Raw genomic sequence first — 15874 nt, 5'->3', positions numbered from 1 at the left:
CCAGTTTCCGCGCGACATCCGCCGCGCGGTGCGCCGGTCACGCGCGCTGCAAATCGCGCAAGAAATTGTCCCGCCACACCGACACGTTGTTCTCGCGCAGCTGCGCGATCATGTCCGAATAACGCGCGCGCCGCTCGGCGAGCGGCATCGTCAGCGCCTGCGACAGCGCATCGGCCATCCCGTCGATGTCGATCGGGTTGACGATCAGCGCGCCCGTCAGCTCGCGCGCGGCGCCGGCGAAACGCGACAGCACCAGCACGCCCGGATCGTCCGGATTCTGCGCGGACACGTATTCCTTCGCGACGAGGTTCATCCCGTCGCGCAGCGGCGTCACGAAGCCGACGCGAGCGAGCCGATACAGCGCGGCCAGCACCTGCCGGTCGTATTGCCGGTGAATATAGAGAATCGGCGCCCAGTCGAGCTCCGCGTAGCGGCCGTTGATGCGCCCCGACTCCGCTTCGAGCTGCAGCCGGATGTCCTGGTATGCGCGCAGGTCGGCCCGCGTCGACGGCGCGATCTGCAGGAACGACACGCGATTGCGGATCGACGCCTGATGCTCGAGCAGCTTCTCGAACGCGCGGAAGCGCTCGACGAGCCCCTTCGAGTAATCGAGCCGGTCGACGCTCATGATCAGCTGGCGCCCGCGCAGCGACGTCGCGAGCGTGCGCACGGCCTTGCCGGTCTCGCCCGCCTGCGCGAGCGACGCGATCTCGTCCGGGTAGACGCCGATCGGATAGGCGGCCGCGCGCAGCGAATTGCCGAACGCATTCACGCGCACCGTTCGTTCTTCGCGCACGACTTCGCCGCCGGCCTCGAACTCGACATAGTCGCAAAAAGCCCGCAGATCGGGTTCGGTCTGGAAACCGAGCAGGTCGAACGCGCACAGCGACTCGACCAGCTCGCGATGCGGCGGCACGTTGACAAGCACCTGCGCGGCCGGAAACGGAATGTGCAGGAAGAATCCGATGCGATTCTTCACCCCGGCCGCGCGCAGCGCACGCGCGAACGGGATCAGGTGATAGTCGTGCACCCAGATCACGTCGTCGTCCTGCAGCAGCGGCACCAGTTGCTGCGCGAGCCACACGTTCACGCGGCGGTATCCGTCGAACTCGTGGCGGTCATACTGGATCAGATCCGCGCGGTAATGGAACGCGGGCCACAGCGTCGCGTTCGAGAAACCGCGGTAGTACTGATCGTAATCGCGGCGCGACAGGCCGATCGTCGCGAACGTCACCGGGCCATGCTCGTCGACGCGAATCTGCGGCGCACCGGACGCGACGACTTCGCCGCTCCAGCCGAACCACATGCCGCCCGTCTCCTTCAGCGCGTCGTAGACGCCGATCGCGAGGCCGCCCGCCGCCGGTTCGCCTTCCGAAATCGGTGCGACGCGGTTTGAAACGATGATGAGTCGGCTCATGCGCCCGGCTGCTCCACACCAAGCCAGCGGGCGATCTGCGCGTGCAGCGCGTCGACCGAATCAAGCCGCATGCGCGCCGACGTCTCGCCCGCGCCGACCTTGATCGACAAGCCGCCGCGCGCGTTGACCACAGCGAAACCCTTCTCGTCGGTCAGGTCGTCGCCCGCGAACAGCGGCACGCGGCCCGCGAACGGCGGCTCGTCGAGGAACGCGGCCAGCGCACGTCCCTTGTCGACGCCCTTCGGCTTGATCTCGAACACCATCTTGCCGGGTTGCAGCACGTAAGCGTCCGCATATTCGGCGACGAGGCGCTCGGCCGCTTCGCGCGCGGCCGGCTCCCGCTCCGGCGCGTTGCGATAGTGCAGCGCGACGGCCGCCCCCTTGATTTCGAGCAGCATGCCAGGATGGCGATCGACGACGGCCGCGAGTTCGCGCTCGATGCGCAGCAACCGTTCGTCGTTGAAGCCGATGCGCTGCGTGTCGCCGTTCGCGTCGCGGCGCTCGGCGCCGTGCAGGCCCGCGATCGGCAGGTCCGGCATGTTCAGGAACGTGTCGAGGTTGTCGATCCCGCGCCCCGACACGACGGCAACCGCGCCGTGCGAGCGGCGCCGCAGCGCGTCGAGCAGCGTCAGCAGCGACGGCGGCACATGAATGCTGTCGGGCGTCGGCGCGAGCTCGACGAGCGTGCCGTCGAAGTCGAAAAAGAACGCGGTATCGGTCAGGGACAAGGAAGCCGGAACGGATTGCATCGAGTCGATGGTCTGAGGAGCGGCCTGCAGGCGCGGGCCGCCGCTGCGAGAATGGAATTGTGCGCATATTACCGCGCCTGCGTACCGAGATGGGCGAATCCGGCGCTCGACGCGTCGTGCGCGGCGGCCCTCGTCAACTGCGACATATTGCCCCGCCAGCTCGTACCGTACGGGTTTCGAAAGGACGCGGGCGCGGGAATTGCGTTACAGTCGGCAACCGCCGGCCGCGCGACGCATGGCGCCGCGCCGGCCGGCGACCGTTCCGTCCGATCGAGCCCCAGGATGTCGTCTGCCCGTTCCGCGCCGCACCGGCGTTTCCCCCGCCTTAGCCGCTTCCTCGTTCGCGCGATTGCCGCGCTGGGCGCCGCTGTCGCGCTCGCCGCGTGCACGCACGACGAACCGAACTGGCACTTGACCAACGTCACCGGCCACCTGCCGGACCTGTCGTTCACGCTGACCGGCGGCGACGGTCGTCCGGTCGATGCGAACGCGTTCCGCGGCCGCGTCGCGCTGGTCTACTTCGGCTACACGCACTGCCCGGACGTCTGCCCGGAAACGATGGCGCGACTGATGGAAGTGCTCGCGAAACTCGGCCCGCAGGCGAACGACGTGCGCATCCTGTTCGTGTCGGTCGATCCCGCACGCGACACGCCGCAGGCGATGCAGTCGTACGTTGCGGCATTCGACGCCGCGCACGCGCGCGGCCTGACGGGCAGCGACGGCCAGATCGAATCGCTCGCGAAACGCTATCGCGTCGCCTACCAGATGGAGCAACGCGATCCGTCCGGCGGTTACGAGGTCACGCATAGTTCGGCCGTCTATATTTTCGACGCGAACGGCCGCGCGCGCCTGCTCGCCACCGACGGCGACTCGCCCGACGCGATCGCCGCCGACGTGCGCCGGATCATCGACACCGCCCCCGCCATCTCCTGAAATGCTCAACACCGACATGAAGACGACCCTGAAAACGCTCGCCCTCCTCGCCGCGCTGTACACCGGTGCGACTGCGTACGCCGCTGGCGCGATCACCGCGCACAACGGATGGGTACGCTGGCTGCCGAACCAGCTGCCCGCCGGCGGGTACGTGACCATCGTCAATGCGAGCGACAAGCCGGTCGATCTCGTCGACGTCGACAGCCCCGACTACGGAATGGCGATGCTGCACCAGACGGTGTCGAACGGCTCGACGCAAAAGATGGAAATGGTCGACAAGCTCACGATCCCGGCGCGTGGCAAGGTCGACATCGCGCCGGGCGGCTATCACTTCATGCTCGAGGAGCCGAAGCATGCGATCAGGCCCGGCGACACCGTGCGCCTGCGCCTGAAATTTTCCGACGGCGAAACGATCGACGCGCCATTCGCCGTGAAGTCGCCGGCGCAGGCGAAGTGATGCGTACGCGATGAACGTCCTGTACTGGCTCGATCCATGGGAACCGTCGCCGACCGTGGTCGTCGCGGTGCTGGCGGCCGCCGTGCTGTTCGCGCGCGGCGTGAAGAAAGCGAAGGTGTCGCCGCTGCGCCAGCTGTCGTTCTGGTTCGGGCTGACGGCGCTCTACATCGCACTGCATACGCGGCTCGATTACTTCTTCGAGCATGAATTCTTCATGCATCGCGCGCAGCATCTCGTGCTGCATCACCTCGGGCCGTTCTTCATCGCGCTCGCCTACCCGGGCGCGGCAATCCGCGCCGGCATTCCGTTTCGCTGGCGGCAGCGCTTCGTGCGCCCCGCGCTCGCATGGGCGCCCGTACGCAAGACGCTCGACGTGCTGTTCCATCCGGTCGTCGCGGTCGTGCTGTTCGTCGGGCTGATTTATTTCTGGCTGCTGTCGCCGATCCACTTCATCGCGATGCTCGACTGGCGTCTGTATCGCGTGATGAACTGGAGCATGGTGATCGACGGGCTGCTGTTCTGGTGGCTCGTCGTCGATCCGCGGCCCGCACCGCCCGCGCGGCTTTCGCCGGGCCGCCGGATCCTGATCGTCGTCGCGGCGATCCCGCCGCAGATCGCGCTCGGCGCGCTGATCTTCTTCACGCCGCACGAGCTGTATCCGATCTATTCGATCTGCGGCCGCGCGTTCACGTGGCTGAGCCCGCTGCGCGACCAGCAGATCGGTGGGCTGCTGCTGTGGATTCCGGGTTCGATGATGAGTGTGATCGGCGCACTGATCGCGCTGCGACACTGGCTGCGGCTGTCCGCGCGCGGCCGGCTGATCGACGAACGCGCCGCCGCACGGCGCACGGAACGCCCGTCGGAGACGCGCGCCGCCCACTGAGCGCTTGCCGCGCCGCGGCTCAGCCGCGCGCGCGGGTCATCCACACGTGCGGGATGCCGTCCTCGTCGTGCACGTCCGAGCTCGGCGTGAAACCGAACGCTCCGTAAAAGCGCTGCAGATGGGCCTGCGCATGCAGGCTCACCTGCGTATCCGGCCACTGCGCGTCGATGTGCTCGAGCGCGCGCGAAATCAGTGTGTTGCCGAGGCCCGCGCCACGAAACGGCGCGGTCGTCAGCACGCGGCCGATGCGCACGTCGGTGTGCTGCGCATCCGGCAGCAGCACGCGCAGATAGCCGGCAAGACGTCCCGCCGGATCGTATGCGGCCAGATGCCACGCCGCCGGATCCGCATCGTCGATGTCGCGATACACGCAGTTCTGCTCGACCACGAACACGGCGCTGCGTGCGTCGAGGATCGTATAGAGCTCGCGCGTCGTCAGCGCGTCGAAGAATTTCCAGCGCCAGTCCAGATCGGCGGCGCGCGGGGATGCGGCGAGTGCTGAAGCGTTCATGTGCGGTCCTGATTCGGGCGCGCCGGCCGGCGCGCGGCAATCGTCGATTATGCCTCGAAGCGCACATGGCGCGCGACGGCACGCGCGCATGAAAAAAAGCCCCGCATCGCGCGGGGCTCGTCGGTCAGGCCGGCATCCGGCCGAAGCGGCCGCTGTTGAAATCGTCGATCGCGGTCCGGATTTCCTCTTGCGAGTTCATCACGAACGGGCCGTAACCGACGACCGGCTCATCGATCGGCTCGCCGCTCAGGATCAGCAGCTTGGCGTCGCCGTTCGCTTCGAGTTCGACGTCGCGGCCGTCGCGGCTCAACTGCACGAATTGCGCTTCGCGGGCGATCGTCTCGCCGTTCACCAGCACCGCACCGCTCAGCACGACCACCGCGAGCGTGCGCCCTTCGGCGATCGGCAACCGTGCGCGTCCACCGGCCGCCAGCCGCACGTCCCACACGTCGATCGGCGTATGCGTGCGGGCCGGCCCGCGCCGGCCGTCGAACTCGCCTGCGATGATCCGCGCACGGCCCGCGCCGTCCGGCAGGTCGACCACCGGGATATCGGCGTTCAGGATCGTCTGATAGCCGGGCGCATTCATCTTGTCGGCGGCGGGCAGGTTCACCCACAGCTGCACCATCTCGAGCGGCCCGCCGCGCTTCGTGAATGCGTCCGAGTGGAACTCTTCGTGCAGGATCCCGCTCCCGGCCGTCATCCATTGCACGTCGCCCGGACCGATCGTACCGCCCGCGCCGGTCGAATCGCGGTGAGCGACTTCGCCGTCATAGACGATCGTCACCGTTTCGAATCCGCGGTGCGGGTGCTGGCCCACGCCGCGCGGTGCCGAAGCCGGCTCGAAGTTCGCGGGCCCGGCATAGTCGAGCAGCAGGAACGGGCTCAGGTGGGCGCCGTGAGACTGATAGCTGAACATCGACCGCACCGGGAAACCGTCGCCGACCCAATGACCGCGCGGCGCGCTATAAACACCCTGGATCTTCTTCATTTGCCTTCTCCGAATTGCGGCGAAACACGTGTTTCGCATCCTGAGTACGAATATAGTGATGGAACGATCGATCCGGTAGACTGCCGAAATCGCACTCAGCGTTCTATTTGATGAACGATAACGAACGGGATCTGAACGATCTCTATTACTTCGTGCAGGTGGTCGAGCACGGCGGGTTCGCGCCTGCCGGGCGCGCGCTGAACATGCCGAAATCGAAGCTGAGCCGGCGCATTGCGTTGCTCGAGGCGCGGCTAGGGATGCGGCTGATCCAGCGCTCGACGCGCCGTTTCACCGTCACCGACGTCGGTCAGACGTATTACGCGCATTGCCGCGCGATGCTCGTCGAGGCCGATGCCGCCGACGAGGCGATCGCGCTGCTGCACGAGGAGCCGCGCGGGATCGTGCGCATCAGCTGCCCCGTCGTGCTGCTCGACTCGCTGGTCGGCGCGATGATCGCCGCGTTCATGGTCGCGTGCCCGCGCGTCGAGATTCATCTGGAGGCGACCAACCGGCGCGTCGACGTGGTCGGTGAAGGGATCGACGTCGCGATCCGCGTGCGGCCGCCGCCGCTCGAAGACAGCGATCTCGCACTGCGTGTGCTGGCCGAGCGAGGCCAGTGCCTCGTCGCGAGCCCTGCGTTGCTGCACGAGCATGGCGTGCCGGCCGTGCCGGCCGATCTCACGCGCCTGCCGAGTCTCGATCACGGCGTGCCGCAGGCCACGCATGTATGGCGGCTGCGCGGCCCCGCCGGCGCGCAAGCGGAGATCCACCACCAGCCGAGGCTCGTGACGGGCGGCATGCTCGCGTTGCGCGCGGCTGCGGTCGCGGGGGTCGGCATCGTGCAGTTGCCGACGATGATGGTGCGCGACGAAGTCGCGCGCGGTGAACTCGTCACCGTGCTGCCGGACTGGGCGCCGCGCCGCGAAATCGTGCATGCGGTATTCGCGTCGCGGCGCGGGCTGCTGCCGGCCGTGCGCGCGTTGCTCGATTTCCTGGCCGAGCGGTTCGCCCAGCTCGAACCCGATTGAGCGGCATTGCAAGCGCCGTCGCGGCGCATTCGCCACCGCGCCCCTGAGCCGGGCGCTGCACACAGGCCGCGCGTGCCGTAGACTGCGGGACGCGCACCGCGCTTTTCGCAATCCGCTGTTCATCACACTCTTTTGCCATCCAGCCATGTTCACGCTGTCCACCGACCCTCACGCCTCCAAGACCGAACTCTATGCCACGCTCGTCGAGCAGGCGCGCGCACTTGTCGAATCGGAGCGCGACCTCATCGCGAACGCCGCGAATTTCTCGGCGCTCGTCTATCACTCGCTCGACCGTCTGAACTGGGCCGGCTTCTATTTCTTCGACGGATCGGAACTCGTGGTCGGACCGTTCCAGGGCAAGCCCGCGTGCGTCCGGATCGCGCTCGGCAAGGGCGTGTGCGGCACGGCCGCGCAGACCCGCGAGACGCAGGTCGTGCGCGATGTGCATGAATTCCCGGGCCATATCGCGTGCGACGCGGCCTCGGAATCGGAAATCGTCGTGCCGCTGGTAGCCGCCGACGGCACGCTGATCGGCGTGTGGGACGTCGACAGCCCCGTCGCCGCACGCTTCGACGACGAAGACCGTAACGGAATGGAAGCCCTGTGCCGTGTGTTCGTCGAACACGCCTGGGAGAAGACGCGCGACCGATAAGCGTCGCGCGGGTGGCCACGTCTGCAAAGACGCTCGCTTGCCGACCGCACCGCGCACGCGTCAATGACAAGGGCCCCTGACGGGGCCCGTCGTACGTTGCGGCATGCGCGAGCATGCCGTGGCCGTCAGGCTGCGTGCGTGCCCGAAACAGCTGCGAATGCTTTAGGCGTCACGTCGTCCGACAGGATCTCGACGCCCTGCTCCGTGACCACGACCATGTGCTCCCATTGCGCAGACAGCGAGTGGTCCTTCGTGACGACCGTCCAGCCGTCCGCCAGCACGCGCGTATCGCGCTTGCCCGCATTCAGCATCGGCTCGATCGTGAAGATCATGCCGGGGCGCAGCGGGACGCCGGTGCCGGGGCGGCCATAGTGCAGCACTTGCGGCTCGTCGTGGTAGACGTCGCCGATCCCGTGCCCGCAGTACTCGCGGACCACGCTGAACCCTTCGCGATGCGCGACCTGCTGGATCGCGTAACCGACATCGCCGAGCGTTGCGCCAGGCCGCACCGCACGAATCCCCGCATGCATCGCCTCGTAGGTCACCGCGACGAGACGCCGCGCCAGTTCGCCCGGCTCGCCGACGAAGTACATGCGGCTCGTGTCGCCGAACCATCCGTCCTTGATCACCGCGATGTCGAGGTTGACGATGTCGCCGTCGCGCATCGGCCGCGACGACGGAATGCCGTGACAGACGACGTGATTGACCGACGTGCACAGCGTTTTCGGATAGCCGTGGTAGCCGATGTTCGCCGGAATCGCACCGAGTTCGTCGACGATGTATTCGCGGCAACGCGCATCGAGTTCGTCAGTCGTGACACCCGGCTTCACGTGGTCGGTGATCATCGTCAGCACCTGCGACGCGAGCTTCGCGGCCTCGCGCGACTTGGCGATTTCCGCAGCACCGCGGATCGGAATTTCGCGCTTCGCCATCACGCCACCTGCTCGATGCCGTGAGCCACCGGTTCCGCCGCGCCCGCATCACCGCCGCGCGCTTCGGTCTCGATCAGCATCCGGCAGATATCGCCGTAGGACAACGACGGATTGAGTTCCGACAGCATCCCGACGCGCAGCCAGTGCTCGGCCTGCGCATTGATCGAGCGGCTCAGCGCGGTACTGGTCGAGCGCAGCCGTTCGTGCATGTGCTCGGAGATCTTGATGATTCCCATATGTCTCCAATTAAACGAAATATAGTCGTTTCGTATATTACGCTCGCATCGTCGGGTGGGCAAGCGAAGGATTGTTGGCCCGTCGGTCCAGCCGTCGGGATGGCCGTTGACTTCCAATTCCAGTTTGCTGGAGAATCGATCCATCATGCAAGAATTAGCCAGCACACCCGCCGACGACAGTGGCATCAACGATCGCATCGCGCGGCGCGTGCGCGAGCTGCGCACGCTCCGAGGCTATACGCTCGATGCGCTCGCCGCGCGTTCCGGCGTCAGCCGTTCGATGATCTCGCTCATCGAGCGCGCGTCGGCAAGCCCGACGGCCGTCGTGCTCGACAAGCTCGCGGCGGGCCTCGGCGTGTCGCTGGCCGGGCTGTTCGGCGGCGATCGCGGCGACGCGCCTGCGCAACCGCTCGCGCGGCGCGCGCAGCAGACGGAATGGCGCGATCCGGCGTCCGGTTACGTGCGGCGCAACCTGTCGCCGGCCGGCTGGCCGTCGCCGCTCCAGCTCGTCGAAGTCGATTTCCCGCCCGGTGCACGCGTCGCGTACGACTCCGGCGGCCGCGAAAGCGCATTGCACCAACAGGTGTGGGTCGTCCATGGGCGTGTAGACGTCACGTTGGGCGATCAGCTGCATGCGCTTCACGAAGGCGACTGTCTGGCCATGCGGCTCGATCAGCCGCTGATTTTCAGCAACCCGTCGTCGCACGCCGCGCGCTACGTCGTCGCGATCTGCGATGCATCCGCCGCCGTCGGCGCACGCAGCATCTCATCCGTTCAAAGCCGACAGGCGCAGGAGCCCCTATGAATTCCCCGACACCGCGCGACGACGTGCGCCTGATCGATTGCAACGAGGCCGACCACGCCGCGGCCATCCTCGACATCCTGAACGATGCGATCGTGAACTCGACCGCGCTCTACGATTACCGGCCGCGTCCGCCGGAAGCGATGGTCACATGGTTCGCGACGAAGCGCGCGGGCGGTTTTCCTGTCGTCGGCGCTGTGGACGAAGCGGGCACGCTGGTCGGTTTCGCGAGCTGGGGTACGTTTCGCGCGTTTCCTGCGTTCAAGTACACGGTTGAACACAGCGTCTACGTACACCGCGACCATCGCGGCCGCGGGCTCGGCGAACTGCTGCTGCGCGAGTTGATCCGGCGCGCGCGGGACGCGCAAGTGCACGTGCTGGTCGGCTGCATCGACGCGACGAACGGCGGCAGCGTCGCGCTGCATACGCGGCTTGGCTTCGTACACGCGGGCACGATCGCCGAAGCGGGCTTCAAGTTCGGGCGCTGGCTCGACGCGGCGTTTTATCAGCTCAGGCTCGATACGCCGGCGCAGCCGGTGGATGGTTGATCGTCGGGTTCGCGCAGGGGGATGCGGCGGCTTCGATCAGCGCCCCACCGCCCTGCGCACGGTGATGACGCCGATGCTCATCGGCATCACGAGTCGGCATTCGCGCGCGCAAAAGAAAAGCCCCGCCGAAGCGGGGCTTTTCTCATACTACCTGGAGGCGCGAGCCGGAGTCGAACCGGCCTAAACGGCTTTGCAGGCCGCTGCATAACCGCTTTGCTATCGCGCCAAAAGCGGACTGTCCGCATGCCGTATCGGCAAACGACAGATTCTTTATTCGATGACCATCAGTCCATCAAATAAAAAGGGAAGCGTGGCTTCCCCATGACTTGGAGCGGGAGACGAGTCTCGAACTCGCGACCTCAACCTTGGCAAGGTTGCGCTCTACCAACTGAGCTACTCCCGCATTGTCCTGCACCTGCAGCGCTTTGCCACCCAACACGCTGCCAGAAAAATCTGGAGCGGGAGACGAGTCTCGAACTCGCGACCTCAACCTTGGCAAGGTTGCGCTCTACCAACTGAGCTACTCCCGCATGGGTCCTGCATCTGCAGCGCTTTGCCGCTCAACACGCTGCCAGAAAAAATCTGGAGCGGGAGACGAGTCTCGAACTCGCGACCTCAACCTTGGCAAGGTTGCGCTCTACCAACTGAGCTACTCCCGCATATGCTGCACTGCTACTTCCCCGTCACACACTTACTTCGTCGTGCAGCGGAGAAGCGAGATTATGTCGAAGGCACATTCGTATGTCAAGGGCTTTTCCAGCCCTTTTTCCAAAAACCTGCGCCGCCTGCTGCCCTGACGACGATCATGCGCCGCCGCGCTCACGAATCTGCGGCCATGCGAGCTTCATGTAGTACAGCATCGACCAGATCGTCAGCACCGCCGCGAGATACATCAGCCATTCGCCCCACACGCGCGTGTCGATCGTCGCGATGCCGAGCGGCAACGGGCCGTAGTACAGCAGCATCGGGATCGCGACCATCTGGCACGCGGTCTTGAACTTGCCGAGCTGGTTCACCGCGACGCTCTTCGACGCACCGATCTGCGCCATCCACTCGCGCAGCGCCGAGATCGCGATCTCGCGGCCGACAATCACGAGCGCGATCGCCGCATCCACCCGCGCAATCTGCACGAGGATCAGCAACGCCGCCGTTACCATCAACTTGTCCGCGACAGGATCCAGGAATGCGCCGAACGACGAAGTCTGGTTCCATTTTCTCGCGAGAAACCCGTCGAACCAGTCGGTCAGCGCGGCCAGGATGAAGATCGCCGCCGCCGCGAGATTGCGGTGCGCACCGCCCATCATCGTGTCCGGCAGATAGAACACGCCGACGACGAGCGGGATCAGCACGATCCGGACCCACGTCAGGAAAATCGGGAAATTGAACGGCATGGCTTGCGGGTCAGTAAAGGATTCGCAATTGTGCCGTGTCGACCGGCCTGCCACAAGAACGCGGGAAACGCGGGCTCGCGGGCAGATGCAGCCGGTCGCACGGCCTCGTCAATGAAGCTGCTTGTAGATCTGCTCGGCGAGCGCATGCGAGATGCCGTCGACGCTCGCCAGTTCCTCGACGCTGGCCGCGACGACGCCGCGCAGCCCGCCGAATCGCGCCAGCAGCCGCTGCCGGCGCTTCGCGCCGACGCCTTCGAGCTCCTCGAGCCGCGACGTCTGGCGCGCCTTCGCCCGCTTCGCGCGCATTCCGGTGATCGCGAAGCGGTGCGCCTCGTCGCGGATCTGCGCGACGAGCATCAGCGCGGCGCTCTCCTTGCCGAGTTCGAGCGGCGTGCGGCCGTCCGCGAACACCAGCGTCTCCAGCCCGACCTTGCGACCCTCGCCCTTCGCGACGCCGACCAGCATCGACGTGTCGAGCCCAAGCTCGGTGAAAACCTGGCGAGCGATTTCAACCTGCCCCTTGCCGCCGTCGATCAGCACGATGTTCGGCAGCAGGCTCGATGCTTCGGCCCGGTGCGTCGATTCGCCGTCGATGCCCGCCGCGTCGTCGGCAGCCGCTGCCTGCGCGGCCTGCTCGACCATCTTCTCGTAGCGACGCGTAAGCACCTGCCGCATCGCCGCGTAATCGTCGCCGGGTGTGATGCCCGTGATGTTGTAGCGCCGGTACTCGCCCGACTGCATCTTGTGATGGTGATAGACGACGCACGACGCCTGCGTCGCCTCGCCCATCGTATGGCTGATGTCGAAACATTCGATGCGCAGCGTCGCGAGATCGTCGCATTCGAACCCGAGCGTCTCCGCCAGCGCGCGGGTGCGCGCCTGCTGCGAGCCCTGTTCGGACAGCAGCCGCGCGAGCGCGAGCCGTGCATTCTGTTCGGCCATCGTCAGCCATGCGCGCCGCTGCCCTTGCGGCTGCCGCACCAGCGACACCTTGTGGCCGGCCTGCTCGGACAACAGCTCGAGCAGGTCGCGGCTTGCCGGTACGTGGCTCACGACCAGCACGGGCGGTACGCGGTTGCCGAGATAATGCTGCGCGATGAACGCGTCGAGCACTTCCGCTTCGATCGATGCGCCGGCGTCGCGCGCGCCGGCCGGCTCCTCCGCAGGCTGGTCGGGCAGCGCAGCGGTGCTCGCGTCGAGCGTGTCCGAGGTCGCCGCTGCATTCGCCGCGTCCGCATCGTCGCCGAGGCCGCCCTCGGCCAGCGTGAGCGCGCTTTCGACGTGCGTCGGGAAATAAGCCTTGTCGCCAAGGTGCCGGCCGCCGCGCACCATCGCGAGGTTCACGCACACGCGTCCGCCCTGCGCGACGACCGCCAGGATGTCGACGTCGCTGTCGCTGCCGACTTCGATCGCCTGCTGGTGCAGAACCGTCGCAAGCGAGCTCATCTGGTTGCGCACCGCCGCGGCCTGCTCGAACTTCAGCTCGGCCGCGAATGCGTGCATCTTCTGCTCGAGCTCCTTCATCACTTCCGACTGCCGGCCGAGCAGGAAGCGCGCGGCGTTCGACACGTCGACCGCGTAATCGTCCTCGGAGATCGCACCGACGCACGGCGCCGTGCAGCGCCCGATCTGATGCAGCAGGCACGGCCGCGTGCGGTTGTTGAACACCGAGTCCTCGCACGTGCGCAACTGGAACACGCGCTGCAGGATCTGGATGCTCTCGCGCACGGCCCACGCGCTCGGGAAAGGCCCGAAATACTGGTTCTGCTTGTCGACCGAGCCGCGGTAGTACGCCATGCGCGGAAAGCGGTGCGCGGTGAGCTTCAGGTACGGATACGACTTGTCGTCGCGAAACAGGATGTTGTAGCGCGGCGCGAGCGCCTTGATCAGGTTGTTCTCGAGCAGCAGCGCCTCGGCTTCCGAACGCGTGACGGTCGTCTCGATGCGCGCGATGCGCGTGACCATCATCGCGATGCGCGGCGACAGCTGCGTCTTCGTGAAATAGCTCGACACGCGCTTCTTCAGGTCGCGCGCCTTGCCGACGTAAAGTACGGCGCCCGCGGCGTCGTAGTAGCGGTAGACGCCCGGCATGTGCGGCAACTGCGCGAGGATTTTCTTCGGTTCGAACGGGAGGTCGGCGGCTTCTGGGGATGTCATGCGTGATCCGGGCGCCTTGTGGCGCGGAGCGGGTCCATTAGAATCGCCAGTTTAGAGCATTCACCGGCCCGCTTCGATGCCCAGCACCGCCCCCGCCTCCGCCCCCCGCCCTGCACCGCTCTCGCCCGGCGAACCGATTGCGTGCGACCTTTTCTGCACCGTGATCGACAACTTCGGCGACATCGGCGTGTGCTGGCGGCTCGCGCGCCAACTCGCGCACGAACACGGGTGGCAGATGCGCCTCTTCATCGACGACCTGCGCACGTTTGCGCGGCTGCAGCCCGGGGTCGATCCCGATGCGGCGCGGCAGACGATCGACGGCATCGTCGTCGAACACTGGCATGCGGAAGTCGGCGACGCGCTCGAGATCGCCGATGTCGTGATCGAAGCGTTCGCGTGCGAGCTGCCCGGCGCCTATCTCGCGGCGATGGCCCGCCGCGCGCGCCGCCCGGTGTGGATCAACCTCGAATATCTGAGCGCGGAGGACTGGGTTGCCGATTTCCATTTGCGCCCGTCTCCGCACCCGCGCTATCCGCTGCTGAAGACATTCTTCTTCCCCGGGCTGTCTGCCGGCACCGGCGGCGTGCTGAAGGAGCGCGATCTCGACACGCGCCGCATCGCGTTCGAAGCCGACGCGGCCGCACGCGCCGCGTGGTGGCAACGCGCGACGGGCAGCGCGCCGCCCCCCCGCGGCACGACGGTCGTGAGCCTGTTCGCGTACGAGAATCCGGCCGTGGACGCGCTGCTCGCGCAATGGCGCGACGGCGCGTCCGCCGTCGTCGCGCTCGTGCCGGCCGGTCGCGTATCGCCGGCCGTCGCGCGCTTTTTCGGGGTTGAGTCGTTTGGCGCCGGTGCGCGCGCGACGGCCGGAAACCTCACCGCGTACGGGCTCGCGTTCGTCCCGCAGGCCGACTACGATGCGCTGTTATGGGTCGCCGACGTCAATTTCGTGCGTGGCGAGGACTCGTTCGTCCGCGCGCAGTGGGCGCGCAAGCCGTTCGTGTGGCACATCTACCCGCAGGCCGACGATGCGCACCTGCCCAAGCTCGACGCCGCGCTCGCGCACCTGTCCGCCGGGCTCGACGCCGCGCCGCGCGCGGCGCTCGAGCGCTTCTGGCATGCTTGGAACGGCGCCGGCACGCCGGACTGGCCGGATCTGCTGCAGCACCGTGCAGCGCTCGACGCGAATGCAGCCCGCTGGGCGGACGCGCTCGCGCGCGTCGGCGATCTCGCCGGAAAGCTGGCGGAATACGCAAAATCTCAGTTAAAATAAGCGGTTATCCGACGGCTGACCACGCAAGCGCTCGCATTCGAGCCCGGGGCGCCCCCGCCGGAACGCATCCCGCTTGCGCCGTCAGCCGTTGCGCCACGCTCAGGCACCTATTTATTTGATTGGATCAGGACAGTTTTTTATGAAGACCGCACAGGAACTCCGCGTAGGCAACGTCGTGCAGATCGGCAGCGACGCATGGGTCATCGCGAAGACGGAATACAACAAGTCGGGCCGTAACGCCGCCGTCGTCAAGATGAAGATGAAGAACCTGCTGACGAACGCAGGCCAGGAATCGGTCTACAAGGCCGACGACAAATTCGACGTCGTCGTGCTCGACCGCAAGGAAGTGACGTACTCGTACTTCGCCGACCCGATGTACGTGTTCATGGACGCCGACTACAACCAGTACGAAGTCGAAGCGGAAATGATGGGCGAAGCGCTGAACTACCTCGAAGACGGCATGGCGTGCGAAGTCGTCTTCTACAACGAGAAGGCGATCTCCGTCGAACTGCCGACGATCCTGGTCCGCGAGATCACGTACACGGAACCGGCGGTCAAGGGCGACACGTCGTCGGGCAAGGTGCTGAAGAACGCGAAGCTCGCAACGGGTTTCGAACTGCAAGTGCCGCTGTTCTGCAATACCGGCGACAAGATCGAAATCGATACGCGCACGAACGAATACCGCAGCCGCGCGTAATCGCTGCGATTTCCGTGTCGAACAAAGCGCCCTTCGGGGCGCTTTTTGTTTGTCCGCCGCCAACAGCAGCACGCTTCGGTGTCATCACGAACACAAAATCCAGCACTAAAGGTATTCAATTTGTATCATCGGTAACTGTTTTATAGCGACGAAGAAATAATGCGCGTCAGGCGTTCAGCGGGGCATAGAATCAGTCTTTAATCTGACATGCGGCTGC

At 66.3% G+C, this 15874-nt stretch carries 17 protein-coding genes and 4 tRNA genes; 9 read left to right on the top strand and 12 right to left on the bottom strand.

Going from position 1 to position 15874, the window contains the following annotated elements; all coding sequences use genetic code 11:
* Positions 1-37 precede the first annotated feature (37 nt).
* Together otsA and otsB are read right to left on the bottom strand one after the other, a co-directional pair.
* A complete protein-coding gene (gene otsA, locus KDW55_RS01805; protein WP_040143787.1) occupies positions 38-1417 on the bottom strand; it encodes an alpha,alpha-trehalose-phosphate synthase (UDP-forming) in 1380 nt (459 codons plus the stop codon).
* Positions 1414-2166, bottom strand: a complete 753-nt coding sequence (gene otsB / locus KDW55_RS01800; protein WP_040143786.1) for a trehalose-phosphatase — start codon at positions 2164-2166, stop codon at positions 1414-1416. Before otsB ends, otsA begins: the two co-directional genes overlap by 4 nt.
* 282 nt (positions 2167-2448) lie before the next feature.
* Here otsB and KDW55_RS01795 point away from each other — a divergent pair, with 282 nt between their 5' ends.
* From KDW55_RS01795 to KDW55_RS01785, 3 genes are read left to right on the top strand one after another with little or no spacing between them, the layout of a single operon-like run.
* Positions 2449-3099 carry an SCO family protein gene (locus KDW55_RS01795; protein ID WP_212159858.1) on the top strand — a complete coding sequence of 217 codons (651 nt, stop codon included), beginning with the start codon at positions 2449-2451 and terminating at the stop codon, positions 3097-3099.
* A 16-nt stretch (positions 3100-3115) separates the two neighbouring features.
* Positions 3116-3556, top strand: coding sequence for a copper chaperone PCu(A)C (locus KDW55_RS01790; RefSeq protein ID WP_212159857.1), 441 nt, complete (start codon positions 3116-3118; stop codon positions 3554-3556).
* Positions 3557-3566: 10 nt separating this feature from the next.
* On the top strand, positions 3567-4439 hold the full coding sequence (locus KDW55_RS01785) for a cytochrome c oxidase assembly protein (RefSeq protein WP_040143784.1): 873 nt from the start codon (positions 3567-3569) through the stop codon (positions 4437-4439).
* Between the two features lie 19 nt (positions 4440-4458).
* Here the strand turns inward: KDW55_RS01785 and KDW55_RS01780 are convergent, their stop codons facing one another.
* A complete protein-coding gene (locus KDW55_RS01780) occupies positions 4459-4950 on the bottom strand; it encodes a GNAT family N-acetyltransferase (RefSeq protein ID WP_040143783.1) in 492 nt (163 codons plus the stop codon).
* 124 nt (positions 4951-5074) lie between these two features.
* A complete protein-coding gene (locus tag KDW55_RS01775; protein ID WP_212159856.1) occupies positions 5075-5941 on the bottom strand; it encodes a pirin family protein in 867 nt (288 codons plus the stop codon).
* A gap of 110 nt (positions 5942-6051) precedes the next feature.
* Between KDW55_RS01775 and KDW55_RS01770 the strand changes: the two genes are divergently transcribed.
* Both KDW55_RS01770 and KDW55_RS01765 read left to right on the top strand, forming a co-directional pair.
* Positions 6052-6969: a LysR family transcriptional regulator gene (locus KDW55_RS01770; RefSeq protein ID WP_040143781.1), complete on the top strand. Its 918-nt coding sequence runs from the start codon at positions 6052-6054 to the stop codon at positions 6967-6969.
* Between the two features lie 145 nt (positions 6970-7114).
* A complete protein-coding gene (locus KDW55_RS01765; RefSeq protein WP_040143780.1) occupies positions 7115-7621 on the top strand; it encodes a GAF domain-containing protein in 507 nt (168 codons plus the stop codon).
* Between the two features lie 125 nt (positions 7622-7746).
* On the opposite strand, the gene map is transcribed toward KDW55_RS01765, so the two are convergent.
* Together map and KDW55_RS01755 are read right to left on the bottom strand one after the other, a co-directional pair.
* A complete protein-coding gene (map, locus tag KDW55_RS01760; RefSeq protein ID WP_059543767.1) occupies positions 7747-8553 on the bottom strand; it encodes a type I methionyl aminopeptidase in 807 nt (268 codons plus the stop codon).
* Positions 8553-8789: a ParD-like family protein gene (locus tag KDW55_RS01755; RefSeq protein ID WP_040143778.1), complete on the bottom strand. Its 237-nt coding sequence runs from the start codon at positions 8787-8789 to the stop codon at positions 8553-8555. The genes map and KDW55_RS01755 overlap by 1 nt, the downstream gene beginning before the upstream one ends.
* Before the next feature lie 145 nt (positions 8790-8934).
* Here KDW55_RS01755 and KDW55_RS01750 point away from each other — a divergent pair, with 145 nt between their 5' ends.
* Positions 8935-9594 (top strand): helix-turn-helix domain-containing protein, encoded by a 660-nt coding sequence (locus KDW55_RS01750; RefSeq protein WP_059543769.1) that lies wholly within the window; start codon positions 8935-8937, stop codon positions 9592-9594.
* On the top strand, positions 9591-10139 hold the full coding sequence (locus tag KDW55_RS01745; protein WP_212159855.1) for a GNAT family N-acetyltransferase: 549 nt from the start codon (positions 9591-9593) through the stop codon (positions 10137-10139). The genes KDW55_RS01750 and KDW55_RS01745 overlap by 4 nt, the downstream gene beginning before the upstream one ends.
* Before the next feature lie 152 nt (positions 10140-10291).
* Here the strand turns inward: KDW55_RS01745 and KDW55_RS01740 are convergent.
* The 6 genes from KDW55_RS01740 to uvrC form a co-directional block, all read right to left on the bottom strand.
* Positions 10292-10365 (bottom strand) — tRNA-Cys (locus KDW55_RS01740).
* A 101-nt stretch (positions 10366-10466) separates the two neighbouring features.
* Positions 10467-10542 (bottom strand) — tRNA-Gly (locus KDW55_RS01735).
* A 51-nt stretch (positions 10543-10593) separates the two neighbouring features.
* Positions 10594-10669 (bottom strand) — tRNA-Gly (locus tag KDW55_RS01730).
* Between the two features lie 53 nt (positions 10670-10722).
* Positions 10723-10798, bottom strand: a tRNA-Gly gene (locus KDW55_RS01725).
* Between the two features lie 144 nt (positions 10799-10942).
* Positions 10943-11530, bottom strand: a complete 588-nt coding sequence (gene pgsA / locus KDW55_RS01720; RefSeq protein ID WP_040143775.1) for a CDP-diacylglycerol--glycerol-3-phosphate 3-phosphatidyltransferase — start codon at positions 11528-11530, stop codon at positions 10943-10945.
* 108 nt (positions 11531-11638) lie between these two features.
* A complete protein-coding gene (uvrC, locus tag KDW55_RS01715) occupies positions 11639-13687 on the bottom strand; it encodes an excinuclease ABC subunit UvrC (RefSeq protein ID WP_059543773.1) in 2049 nt (682 codons plus the stop codon).
* Positions 13688-13763: 76 nt separating this feature from the next.
* Between uvrC and earP the strand changes: the two genes are divergently transcribed.
* Together earP and efp are read left to right on the top strand one after the other, a co-directional pair.
* Positions 13764-14960 (top strand): elongation factor P maturation arginine rhamnosyltransferase EarP, encoded by a 1197-nt coding sequence (gene earP / locus KDW55_RS01710; protein WP_212159853.1) that lies wholly within the window; start codon positions 13764-13766, stop codon positions 14958-14960.
* A gap of 139 nt (positions 14961-15099) precedes the next feature.
* The gene (gene efp, locus KDW55_RS01705; protein ID WP_034206788.1) at positions 15100-15657 is read left to right on the top strand and encodes an elongation factor P; all 558 of its coding nucleotides are present in this window, start codon (positions 15100-15102) and stop codon (positions 15655-15657) included.
* Positions 15658-15874: the final 217 nt, after the last annotated feature.

This window comes from Burkholderia sp. AU19243, assembly GCF_018148075.1.
GTDB classification, from domain to species: domain Bacteria; phylum Pseudomonadota; class Gammaproteobacteria; order Burkholderiales; family Burkholderiaceae; genus Burkholderia; species Burkholderia latens_A.
Note: the sequence above shows the minus strand (reverse complement) of the source record. Positions and strands in the feature narration are given on the sequence as shown.